Origin of the sequence: Sphingobacterium sp. UBA1897, assembly GCF_002337775.1 — a bacterium.
GTDB lineage: Bacteria > Bacteroidota > Bacteroidia > Sphingobacteriales > Sphingobacteriaceae > Sphingobacterium > Sphingobacterium siyangense.
The window spans coordinates 24,990-37,165 of record NZ_DDGR01000027.1 but is presented as its reverse complement, the minus strand read 5'-3'; the positions used below and the strand labels follow the sequence as shown (position 1 = coordinate 37,165).

11 protein-coding genes are annotated in these 12,176 nt (G+C 38.2%); 6 read left to right on the top strand and 5 right to left on the bottom strand.

Going from position 1 to position 12,176, the window contains the following annotated elements; translation table 11 throughout:
* The first annotated feature begins 288 nt into the window (after positions 1-288).
* Positions 289-1,356 (top strand): S41 family peptidase, encoded by a 1,068-nt coding sequence (locus B4N43_RS18645; protein ID WP_088160526.1) that lies wholly within the window; start codon positions 289-291, stop codon positions 1,354-1,356.
* Between the two features lie 46 nt (positions 1,357-1,402).
* On the opposite strand, the gene B4N43_RS18640 is transcribed toward B4N43_RS18645, so the two are convergent.
* The 4 genes from B4N43_RS18640 to B4N43_RS25550 form a co-directional block, all read right to left on the bottom strand.
* Positions 1,403-3,214, bottom strand: coding sequence for a hypothetical protein (locus tag B4N43_RS18640; RefSeq protein ID WP_286735845.1), 1,812 nt, complete (start codon positions 3,212-3,214; stop codon positions 1,403-1,405).
* A gap of 5 nt (positions 3,215-3,219) precedes the next feature.
* A complete protein-coding gene (locus B4N43_RS18635; RefSeq protein ID WP_286735980.1) occupies positions 3,220-4,545 on the bottom strand; it encodes a TraB/GumN family protein in 1,326 nt (441 codons plus the stop codon).
* A complete protein-coding gene (locus B4N43_RS25555) occupies positions 4,542-4,871 on the bottom strand; it encodes a TraB/GumN family protein (protein ID WP_376749020.1) in 330 nt (109 codons plus the stop codon). The genes B4N43_RS18635 and B4N43_RS25555 overlap by 4 nt, the downstream gene beginning before the upstream one ends.
* 470 nt (positions 4,872-5,341) lie before the next feature.
* Positions 5,342-5,458 (bottom strand): zinc-finger domain-containing protein, encoded by a 117-nt coding sequence (locus B4N43_RS25550; RefSeq protein WP_157698377.1) that lies wholly within the window; start codon positions 5,456-5,458, stop codon positions 5,342-5,344.
* Between the two features lie 68 nt (positions 5,459-5,526).
* Here B4N43_RS25550 and B4N43_RS18630 point away from each other — a divergent pair, with 68 nt between their 5' ends.
* The gene (locus B4N43_RS18630; RefSeq protein ID WP_088160528.1) at positions 5,527-5,973 is read left to right on the top strand and encodes a nuclear transport factor 2 family protein; all 447 of its coding nucleotides are present in this window, start codon (positions 5,527-5,529) and stop codon (positions 5,971-5,973) included.
* A gap of 253 nt (positions 5,974-6,226) precedes the next feature.
* A complete protein-coding gene (locus B4N43_RS18625; protein WP_157698378.1) occupies positions 6,227-6,382 on the top strand; it encodes a hypothetical protein in 156 nt (51 codons plus the stop codon).
* A gap of 63 nt (positions 6,383-6,445) precedes the next feature.
* Here the strand turns inward: B4N43_RS18625 and B4N43_RS18620 are convergent, their stop codons facing one another.
* Positions 6,446-7,357: a DUF6624 domain-containing protein gene (locus tag B4N43_RS18620; RefSeq protein ID WP_088160529.1), complete on the bottom strand. Its 912-nt coding sequence runs from the start codon at positions 7,355-7,357 to the stop codon at positions 6,446-6,448.
* A 285-nt stretch (positions 7,358-7,642) separates the two neighbouring features.
* Between B4N43_RS18620 and B4N43_RS18615 the strand changes: the two genes are divergently transcribed.
* From B4N43_RS18615 to B4N43_RS18605, 3 genes are all read left to right on the top strand, one after another.
* Positions 7,643-8,140 carry a hypothetical protein gene (locus tag B4N43_RS18615; protein ID WP_157698379.1) on the top strand — a complete coding sequence of 166 codons (498 nt, stop codon included), beginning with the start codon at positions 7,643-7,645 and terminating at the stop codon, positions 8,138-8,140.
* A 352-nt stretch (positions 8,141-8,492) separates the two neighbouring features.
* Positions 8,493-8,942 carry a nuclear transport factor 2 family protein gene (locus B4N43_RS18610; protein WP_088160531.1) on the top strand — a complete coding sequence of 150 codons (450 nt, stop codon included), beginning with the start codon at positions 8,493-8,495 and terminating at the stop codon, positions 8,940-8,942.
* 228 nt (positions 8,943-9,170) lie between these two features.
* Positions 9,171-11,717, top strand: coding sequence for a tetratricopeptide repeat protein (locus B4N43_RS18605; protein ID WP_088160532.1), 2,547 nt, complete (start codon positions 9,171-9,173; stop codon positions 11,715-11,717).
* Positions 11,718-12,176: the final 459 nt, after the last annotated feature.

The following is a 12,176-nucleotide window of genomic DNA, read 5'->3' as shown; positions in this document are numbered from 1 at the left end:
TATCTCATGCAACATGCTTGAGATCAATTGGTTTTAAACGCATCAATAGTTTTGCCTAAACTTTAAGTTTTTGATGTTCAGTGTTTTGTTTGTTTTTGTAACCGTATTAAATTGTTCGATTGTGAACAATACTGTTCGCTTGCGAACGGAGAATGGAAAATTAGATTACTTCTAGAAGATACGCTGAAATACATATTATAGGTCAAGAAAATAACGAAATAATTTCTACAATTGACCAAATGTTTTTACAGTTTTTTTTAGTTTTGATAAATTATTAATCGTTAGTTTATGTGTAAAATTATCTTTTTTATTGTATGTTTTTCTGTATTCAATATCTGTCGTGCCCAAAACAAGGAAGTAACCAAATTAGTCGATCAATTCATCGATACACTAGAGGCTCATTCTTTTATGCGTAGTAGAGTCGATTTCGATAAAATGCGTCAAGAAACAAAGTTGAACGTCAGGAATATTAATTCGACTGATTCATTAATGCCAACTTTTAAAAAGATAGTTGCAGGTTTAAATGATCATCATTCGAGTGTACATAGAGTTAAAGGTACCACAGATGAATTGGCGTTAATTAAAAAGTATGCTTCCACAACCTACGCACAACTAGGGATGCCTGGGCCAAATTTTCAGCATCGATTGATCGAAGATAAATATGCATACATTAACGTTCCTGGTGTTGATCTGGAACATCGCATGTATATTGACACTTTACAAAAGCAGTTGCTTGAACTAGATGGAAAACAACCTAAGGCTTGGATTATTGATTTAACGGAGAATGAAGGTGGTAGTTGTGCTCCGATGATCATTCCCTTTCATGCTCTCATAGATACCACACAAACCTTTTGTTATTTTGATGGAACATTGGACAAAGACGGAAAGGAGGTTTTGGTAGATAAATTTCAGATTCCCCAAAATGGTTTATATATAGACAATGATGTGGAAGCAAAGTATTTTAAATTTGATACTGTTCAAGTCTTACCGCTTGTAAATAATAAGATACCAGTAATTATTTTGATTTCGGGAATAACGGGAAGCTCAGGAGAGATTGCTGCATGTCATTTTTTAGGACAAAAGAATGTGACCGTCATCGGAACAAAGTCAGCTGGTTTAACATCAGGTAATGAACTTTATTATGTAGATAAAGGATATTCCATTAATTTAATGACTGCCTTGTTGCACAATAGAAAAGGAAAATCGTATGATGTTGGAGAACGAATAAATCCAGATATAACGATTACGTATCCGGAGAATATTCAAAGCCGTAAAGAACAACATCAATATATATTAGAAAATAAATCAATATTTATCAATAAGGCACTTGAGTTTTTAACCTCTGGAGGTATTTAACTTCTATTAGAACATTTTTTCGGTTTTTCGCTATCAGCTTATTGTTTTAATCTTCAATACGCATTTGTTGGATCAATTTGAGAGCTTGTTCTTTCCAGTCTCCGATAAAGGGCTCAAGATCTGAATAACAGTTTTCATAAGTATAAGACCATTCTTTATTTTGGTCATCTGGTAAATAAATTGAGAGATAGCTTTGCTCATCGTTCTCAGTTTTAAATGCATAAACTAAATACTTTTTATTATTCTCGGTCAATTGTCCCAGATAATCAATTTGTTGCGACTGCATATCCCATTCGGATTCCATGTAATCGTTTACAACAATTTTTCCAATTTCAATTTGCTCCTTATACCTGGGGGCTATCAAATCTTCGCGTTTTTTCTCTTTAAGCCCCCTCATCAATACTCCTCTTTGCGATATATTAACATTGATGCTATCCATTAATTTTTGATTCAATGGCAGACCGAGAACCAAAAATTCAGTTGCGGTGGAGGCTCGCAGATAACCTATTTGTGTATTAGCGAGCAACTGATGTTGATATTTTAGTAGTGAATCTTTTTGATCATATAAACCCAGTATTTTCACATAATCGCTTATCCAATAAGGATCGAAACTATCCTCTGATTCCTGTTCGGAAGCAAATTTGGACAGGTCTTTGGCTAGATATTTCATTACATTCGGCAGATAAACCTTTACCATTTCACGGCTATTGCGCACAGTGCTGTCCTTAGCGATTTCTAAACAAATATTTAATAGTGTAGGTCTGTAATTATCGATAGCAAATAATGGAATGACCTGTTCTAAATTCTCAGCTACGTATTTATGGGAAGTGCGTAAAGGCTGTAGTAATTGCCATACTTGGTAATCAACATCGGGTCGATGATGATTTAATGCCTGGAGATACCATTCAAGCTGTGTTGAATCTATTTCATAGATGGTCGGGAAGATTGCGATTTTGATCAGGTCTGGTGTTGTCGGATCCTTAAGTATATTTTTTAAAAGAGGTATGCTCCGTTCATCATGATTCTTTACCAAACTATAGATCAGGTTTCTTCGAAGCCCACTGTTCTGCTCGTCATCGACCTGTTTTCGGACCAATGTTTTATAAATTAGTGCTAGGTCATTTTTATCAAATTTGTAACTGAGCTCTAATGTGTTTTTTGCGTTTTGGCTAACGAGAGAATCAGCGCTATAGATATCTTCAAAAAGAGTTGCTGCTTTTGAGCTATATACGTCAAAGTTCGCTGTAGTACCTGTATAACGGACGGATTTGATAATCCTGTTTATATCTATTTTTTCAACTGTTTCTTGTGTGCCGATAGCATCAAATCCATAGGATATATTGCCTCTGATCCAGATCGCTTTTTTATGATAGTTAGCTGTTAATGAATCGCTACTTGTGTAGATTGCAGCGGTTATATTGTCGGATCGTAGTGTGTCGTAATGGACCATTTTCTCAGATTTCTTTTTTGCAGTAGCCTGTATTTCGGCATATAAACTGTCGGTTTTTTCCAGCCGATAATATTTAGGCAGTTTAGTGATTTCCAAGAGAAAGGATGTGCTTGAATTGCTGTCGGCTGCGGCATAAATATGAGATTCGCTATCAAGTTGCTCAGCTACATCCTCATTTTTTATCTTTATCAACGATGTAGCAGGAAGTTTTAGCTTCATACTGTTTACGGTGAAATCTTTCCAGTCGGCTTCCTTAAAAGGAACCATACGGAAGGAATTAAAAAAAGCGCTATCCATTTCTTTATTATTCTTATCTAGGTTTTCCTGAAGTACCTGATAAATTCGGTTCCCGCGGACCCATGTTTCTGCGAATAGGTTTGATTTGTTCAATTGGGCTTTTATTGCCATGCCCGTTATATTCTCCTTCTCCCTTGGCTCAACAGAGGTAACGGTAAGCGCTGGATTTTTTTAAGGCTGTTTTTGAGCGTTTTCAGCATCAAGGATCTGTCAGTCATGATATAGCCAATCGGATAATCGTGATACTGAACCATATAATTTATTTTTCGATCCCTATCCATTGAAAAATAATTATGTATGCCATATTGGAGCTGTTTATCTCCAAGCTGCTCTGAACCTGTCTGGTAAAGGTATTGAATTTGCGTCGGCATTTTTATTGCAAAAGCACCAATGTCATTGACAGATTCATCTATTTCAGCGGGGCGGTCGAGAGGAAGGATTGTGAAGCCATTTAAAAAGCGGTCCGACAAATACCTGTCTAATGGACTTTTGCTGGTAAAGGCCGATAAGCTATATAATGTATTGTTCTTTAGCCAGAATTCCCATTTAACCTCCATGCCATTATTTGCGGTCATCAACTGCATACCTTGGGCACCATCTTTTTCAAGAAATTGCTGAGATACAATAGGGAACTTGCTTTTGGCAGTTTTTCTTTCGTATTCTTGTTTTAAAATTTCTTTCGCAGTAAGTCCATTCAGATCACCAACAAATTGAGCCGACACCATCAGTTCTGTTTCTGTGCTCAGATCACCATAGATGATGTTTGTTGCACCCAATGTATTTATCCTGTAGATATAACTTTTTGGTAATTGGACAGTATATCCAAAGATAGAGTCCTTTTGGGGCATCCATTCCATCGTACTGAAGTCTATTTTATATTTAGAAGCCAGATCTGTTTTTTTTGTCTTAACGGGGCGGAGCTTATAGCCTTCATTTTGTAAAAGGTGGATGAGTCCTAGGTCACCTGCAAGATGAGCGGCCCCCACGACCGCGCAGAGCGTACCTTTATCGAGCTGCAAAATTATATTTTTTAGCATCGTGTTATTCCTTCTTTGCATTTCTTCAAGATCAATATGGGGTGAAATCGCGTTCCAAACACCAGCCAGGTCTCCAGAGCTATACAGTTGCATCATATCCTCCAGATACTTATAGTATTTTGTACTATCACTTTTGTTCGCGAGATGAACCAATTCGTTACTACCATCAACATCCAGTTGATTTTCTATTGGCTCGAGGCCAACAATATATTTTCGTTGCGATTTGGCTAGGCCATAGAGATAAGCATCCAGTACGGCGGTAATATCGTCCGGTTTATCGTTGCTGGGATTCATGAGATATTTAACAATAAGCGGAGAAGCCATTTGTTGGGAATCCGGCATCACACCATACTCCTTTTGATAGCGTTTTACAAACTCTTTTTTTTGTACTTCGGTAAGCGCTATCTTTTTAAGTGTTGATTTTTTGCTGTATCGAAAATCCCATATCTGTTTATACAGCGTATGGGGTGTACTTCCAAAGCCAGTGCATCTGTATTAGCAATAGCCACAAATATAGAATCATTGCTATTGATCAGACGCCGGTCTTTTAAATGTACAGAGCCTAACAGGTAAGAAGGTTTAGTTAGCCCCTTTCCGGTAATCTCCCATAAAAAGCTTGTGTATTTTGTTTCTTGAGCATTAGCGTTGCTTATAAACGAAGTGAGACAGGAAAAAATAAACACCCATAAAAGGAGTTGCGTGTATTTTGTGGCGCTGACAGATTTATACATTTGGTTGATAGATCAATATTATGGTTCTAAGAAATGAAGCTAAAGCTATTTACTTGGTAGCATATCTTACTATGGCTGAAAATTGAATTGATCATATAAGATTCAAAATCAAAATAATCTATTAAAAATAAATAAATTTCAGTAGATGCGCAACAGAACCTCCTTTAAAATCTTTTGTTCACAATTGTTGAATCCTGGTTTTCAGTTTTAATTAAATGAGCGTAATTCAGGAAGTATAATTCATCTTTTAGCCAGCATTTAATAGGGTGTACGCATGTGAACAATATCGCTATAAACTGTTCGCATCCGTACAGCTACTTTTTCTGAAAAAGATATGGAATATGCTTTAAGAGGCTATAGAAGCCGTTATTGAACGCACAGGACAACTGGTATAGTATTTGGCACGAAGCTAATAAAATTGATCTTATGTTCTTTATGCATTTTGAAGTTCACCTTTTCATTTCAGTCATTCACCGAGTTTTACCCGTTGTTGATCTAAAGTCTGTGAGCAAGAAGCATCTAGAGCAGTAATTTTGAATCAACAAATAAGAACAAAAAACATCATGAGCATCGATGGAAATGCTCATGATAGCTTCATCACAATTGAAGAACAAATTATTTAGATGAAAAACTTACACGATAAAATAAAGATATTATGAAAAAGCTAGTAAAAACAGTCGTAGCAGCAGCCTTAATCGCAATTTCAACATGTGCAATGGCAGCTGAAGGTCCCGGATCAAAATCAGCAAAAACAAACGTTAACCTATCAACAGCAGACTTTGCTTTAGAGCACTATGTTGCTGTAATGACTGAAGGTGAATCGGCTGGTGTAGAACAATTGTTTGCTGAGGATTTTAATCAAAAGGTCCAAACGGCAAACCTGAAGTCAAATAGCCGTAGTGAAGTGGTTAAGTCCTTGAAAAAACAAAAAGGCGAGAAGCTAAACTGTACAGTGAATACAGACGTTCTTGAAGAATCAGCAGATTATATGGTGGCCAGGGTTACCTTGAAATTTGAGGATTTCACCAAGACCGATCTAGTGACTTTTGTCCGTGAAGGAAATGACTGGAAAGTGTCCAAATCGATCAATTCGTATAAATAGGAGTCATTTTAATTCAATATATAAGTTGTAGGGCCACATCAGGAGATGTGGCTTTTTTTATTTTATTGCGGACATTTCGTTTTTCTAACTCTAACTTACGAAACGTGGGCTAACATTCAGCATCGTTATACGTGAATTTGCTAATCATCATTTGCTTCTTTCGGGACAAATGCTCACTTATGGCAGGAACCAAGTTATCTTATAGATACGTATCCCTTTGCTGTTTCTTTGCTTTTTTACCAATGAAACACCAATGAAACACCGAAGAAACACCAAAGAAATAGCAGACGAAGCCCAAGCCAATCCCAAAGAAGACCCGAACAAAGAGCAAAGAAATACCAAAGAAAGACCAAGTAAGAAGCAACGAATATGTGCATATGATTTGCCTTGGGAGCTCAGTATTCGTTGATAGATCAATACAAGCATTTGCACCGTATTGTTCGGTCTTTTTTGTTTGAACCGAAATGATCTATTAGTTTTTATAATCCACAGGTAATTCATACCCTCTTTGGTTCCTTAAAAGACTTAGCGGTGGTAATCCAATTTCTTTTCTTCGTGCATCTACCTCATCAATGTTCTCAATCGGCGTAACAATTCTTTTGTTTTGTTTACCCATTTCCCAATACGATCCATAAATCTGTTTTTGACGGATTATGGCTCGGTGTCTATCGATAACTAAGGCCATGTTAAAAGGTGGATACTTGAGGTCTAATACCGCTTTTTTCATTAGTGGCGTCAAAATTTCAATATTTTTGGCATCCTCAATCCCATTATTCAAAGTATGTAATAATAATATAAAGATAGCGTTTACGCCATCCATGCCAACAGTTTCAAGATTCGGGAAACCTGTTCTCGAAATAATTTCCTTGATTACCCTCATATTAGCCGTGTCACTAGCAAAAATAAGAGAATCGGCTTTTTTGTATTCAATAACTCCCAATAAGGAACGCAATGCCTGATCCTTTTCCAACATATTGAGTAAAGTTGTACGGTCCTCCAAATGAGCTATTTTGCTTAGATGTTTTTGACGAAGAGAATCGTAGGTTTTTCTCCAATTGGTATGCTGTTTTAAAAAACTATTCACATTACTGTCAACCTCTAGCATTCCTAAAGAAGCACCGTTTAAAATAGATTGCTTTAAATATTTTTCTACTGTTTTATTGTCTTTTACTTTTAGTGATAATTTTACCAATTCTATATCAATAAACGGATCTATATCACTAATCTTGACCATTTTTCGATATAACAAATAAGCTTCAGGTGTCTTCTTTTCAAAAATTAAACTATCTGCGGTATTCTTTAAATAAAAATAGGAACTGCTTTTTTGAGCTTTCACATGACAGGAAATAAAAATTAAGAAGAAGATAAAAAATGGCTTAAGCATATGTTATATTTATATACCTAAATATAATATATTGTCATTAATAATAAGAATGTGTTTTTTATTCATCTGGTTGGAAAAGATAAAATGTATTGAAAAATAACGATCCTATTAAAAATTCTCTTTTTTAACTAAATCTTGATCAATAGTGGTGTATCAGATTATTGTTATTTTTATTTATTATTGCTATCCGTCACATTGAAAAGCTATGCTCAAGAAGCATTTGAAGGGAAAATTATTTATCAAAATAGCTTTCAAAGTAAGAATTCAAGCGTCACTATTGAACAAATGAAGATTCTTCTAGGTGATAAGCAAGAATATTTTATTAAATCGGGGAATTATAAATCGTGCACAAATGGTGTCGGTATAACAATGCAGTTATATATTGGTGAAACCAATAGACATTACAATAAGACGAGCAGATCCGACACACTTTATTGGTTTGATGCCGATGTGAAATCAGATGCAGATATAAGTTATGAGCTCGTTAAGAATAAAGAGAAGATATTGGGGGAAGATTGTGATGCCTTGATTTTAAAGACGCAAGGTGGGCAGACAACCTATTTCTACACATCAAAGTACCCTGTTGATTTTACGAAGTATCAGATGCATAGTTATGGAAACTGGAACTACTATTTATCAAAAGCCAAGTCTGTTCCATTGAAAATTGTGGTCGATAATGAGCAATTCAAAATGGAATCGGTAGCTCAAAAGATAGAAGCGAGGGAACTTCCTGACGATTTTTTTGCAATATCAGTCGATACACCGATAAAGAAAACGAAATAAATCAACTTGGTCAGCAGACAGTAATCATTAATCTTTTGCTAGGCTTTTTATGCGGTGTGCGTATGCGAACAATCTATTTTGAAACTGTTCGTATGCGCACATTTTCTTTTTCGTAAAGAATCTTGAAAATGCCTTTAGATGTGCTAAGAGGCACAAATGTTCTTATTGTAGCCACTGGTATAGTATTTGGCATGCAGCAGCTAAGATGGTTGTTATATTCACCTTTACATTTCCGCCATTCACCGATATTCAAATATCGTTGGTCTAAAGTCCATAGGCCAGAGATATATTGAACTTTAGTTTTGGATCAACAAGTAAGGTATATAGACTAACAATAGAACAAAAAGATAGTATGAAAGCATTCGTAAAAACATTCACGGCAGCAGCTTTAATCTGCTTATCGTCAGTTGCCATGGCAGCTGAAAAACCAGCATCAAAACCAGAAAAAATTAGCATTAATCTTTCCACAGCAGACTTCGCTTTGCAGCATTATGTTGCTGTAACGACGGCTGGAGAATCTGTGGGTTTAGATCAATTATTTGCGGAAGATTTCAGCCAAAGGATCCAGGCTTCCAATATACAGACCTCCTACGGACGCCAGGCTTTGATTAAATCTTTAAAAAAACAGCAGGGAGAAATTCTGAACTGTAAAACGCATATCAAGATTGTCGAAAAATCCACAGATTATATGATTGCAAAAATTGTATTGAAATTTGACAGCTTTAGCATGACTGACCTAGTGACTTTAGTTTATGAGAATGGCAGTTGGCAGGTATCCAAGTCAGTCCATTCCTATCAGTAAGAACCACTCTTTTATTTTTTCTTCTTGGCTCCATTATTGTATAAATTCAGTTGCCGATAGAGCAATGGAATAGCGTGTTTTGTTCTAAATCGTTGAAACGAAGCAACTATGAGGTGTAAATTACCGAATGTGCTTGAAATTCTTTAGTTTTGAATACACTAGTTAGGGATAACCCTATGTCTCCTCGGCAAAGGAACGTTTGGAACAATTCAGAAATACGGACGAACAATGATATTGAAAGAAAGAATCGGTCACAATTACCTGAAATACCTGTTTACTGGTACGCTTTCGGCTTTGCTGGTTACAGGTTATGCGCAGGAAGTGGGGAAACAACAGAAAGAAAAGAAAGAGAAACAACAGCAACATAGTGTGCAAAGTGGCGGCGGGGAGGTTCAAACCATGGATTCCATTGATGTCGTACGCGATTACCGGCCTATGCTGGCCGATGCGGTCAAGGTGCGCCGCAGTCCGGATATGACGCATATCAACCGCGATGCTATCGAGACGGAGCTACGCCAGATTGCCACAGCCACCTATTTAGCACAGCAAAAATATAAACAGGCCTATTATCACGAATTGATGAAACGGCACCCAGACGCTTCGCAAAGTAATATCGATAATTATCGTATCAGCTATCTGGCTTACGGCGCTGGCGAATATAAAAGAGCGAGCGGTATGCTGGAGGCCATAAAACCTTCGGATGCCTTTTATCAGGGGGCGATCATGACATTGGGCCATATCGCTCTGGAGACTGGCGACAAGCAAGCTGCACGAAATGCTTTTGTCAAAGTGACAAAACTGGATTTAGACCAGCAAGTGAAAGCCGATGCGCTATTTAACTATGCTAAAATCTTGTTTGCAATGGACTCCACCCAAGCGGCACAAAAAGTCCTCGAGAAATATATCGCCCAAGAAGTGCAACCTGTCGATCCGGGTTCAAAAAGAAAGGAAAGTGCCGAAACACTATCCGCTGAAATCCTACGTGGGACCACCAACTTCCATGCTGGTGTTAGTATGCTGGAATCGTTAAAAGAGCGCGGTCGGGAAGTCAATGCGATCTATCAAAAGGTCACCTATTACCGCGGACTTGAGTTTTATAACGAGCGTGCTTTCGAAAATAGCATATCCATGTTTATGCGATCTGAAAAGTTTCCGGTCAATGCTGAAATGGCCGCTCTTGCGACCTATTGGAAAGCAGAGGCCATGTATGAAGTGCGCAAATTTGGTGAAGCCGTAGAAAACTTCTCCCAGTTTCTGAGCCTGCCCGTCGCTCGGAATAGCGACCTGTATAATTATGCAAATTATGGGCTGGCCTATGCGGCCTACCGAAACAACCGTTTTGAGTTGGCAGCCAATTATTTTGAACGCTTTCTGACTGCTGGAGGAAATGCGGTGGATCAAAATATACGCTATGATGTCATTGCACGTCTGGGCGATTCCTACCTGTGTCTGCGCGACTACAGCCGGGCCAACAAATACTACGATCAGCTGATCAACAGCAAAGCGCCCAATCAGGATTATGCCTTATTCCAGCGCGGTGTTTTATTTGGTCTGCAAGGCGACAATGAAACCAAGCTCAGTACGCTGCGGTCGGTGTTGAAACAATTTCCATCTTCGAACTATGCAGATGATGCGGCCTTTGAAATTCCCTATACTTATTTCACGATGGGTGATTATAGCCGTGCGATCGAAGGGTTACAGGCAATGGTCGAAAAGTACCCTCGTAGTAGTTATATTCCCCGCGCCTTAATGACCATAGGACTCGTGCAGTACAACAATGATGAGCCCGAAGCGGCGAAAGCGACTTTCCAGAAGGTGGTGGAGAAATATACCCGAACTGCTGAAGCCGAGCAGGCCATGCGTTTCATTGAAAACATCTACCTCGATCAAGGGGATGCTTCGAGCTATATTCGTTACGCTGTCGGTACCAATGTCAGTAATCTGAGTCCTGCAGAGCTAGATAACATGGCTTTCCAGGCGGCGCAGTCGCTATTCGCCAGGGGAGAATATGGGGCGGCTGTAGAAGCGATCAATGCCTATTTTGATAAATTTCCAAAACCCAGACAAGAAAAATTCGCCCGTTATATCCGTGGAGTGAGTTCGTACCGCACCGGGCATCCACAGGAAGCACTGCATGATCTGAATATCATCCTGAACGACTGGACGAGTAAATATTCAGAGAATACCTTGCTGACGGTTGCTGCGCTATATTTGGATCTTAAAGAATACAACGAGGCCATTGTACACCTCAAAAAATTGGAGCTCAACGAAGAATATAAAAAGAACTATGGCTATGCGGTAACGAACCTGATGGTGTGTTACTTCGAACTCGGCGATATGGAGCAAATGGCTAAGTATGTGAGTCTGGTCAAAAATTACAACGGGGCAACCGAGGAGGAAATAGCGAAAGCGCATTTGTACAGTGGAAAAGCTTTGTTGAAAGAGAAAAATGTAGCGTCTGCCATGAAAGAATTCAACCTGGCTGCGCTGAAGAGTCAATCGGCTATCGGCGCAGAAGCACGGTATCGCGTAGCGCTTTTGCAGTACGATAACAAGGAATATGATAAGGCGCTGGAAACAGCCTTTGATGTGATTAACAATAGGGAAGCGCAAGAATACTGGGTTGCCAAGAGCTTCCTGGTACTTGCTGATGCCTATGCGCGCAAAGGCAATGCTTTCCAGGCGAAGAGTACCTTGAAAAGTGTGATTGACAATTATGACAAAAACGATGATATCGTGCCTGCAGCGAAAGAACGCTTACAGAAGTTGAAGTAATACTTCTGAAAATTTGGCATACGCCAGATGTGATAGAATTTTTCATGTCTTTCGAATGAAGAGGATCGTATGGAACATGAACCTAAAAAGCCCGAGAACAATCGGGCTTTTTACATTAAGTAGACTGCTATAAATCTGATAAGAAACCTCCCTAATAATTATAAACGGTATAAAATCCAAGAAGAAGAGCTGTTTCTTTATCACTTAGTCTCCATAAGTGAATGATTTTATTCACATCGTCCTTCATAGCGGATTAAATCCTAATTTTTGTACAAAAACGAACCATTTCTGAACAAATCAATACCATAGCGGTAGCCTGTCGTGGCTAATTTTGTACCGTATCCCAATAAATCAGTTTTGTTGAATCAGCACACTAAATGATAAACTATAGAAGTCGCTGGCACAACAGGAATAAAATAACCAATAGACTTGAAAATATGTTCAAAAACGAAATGATAA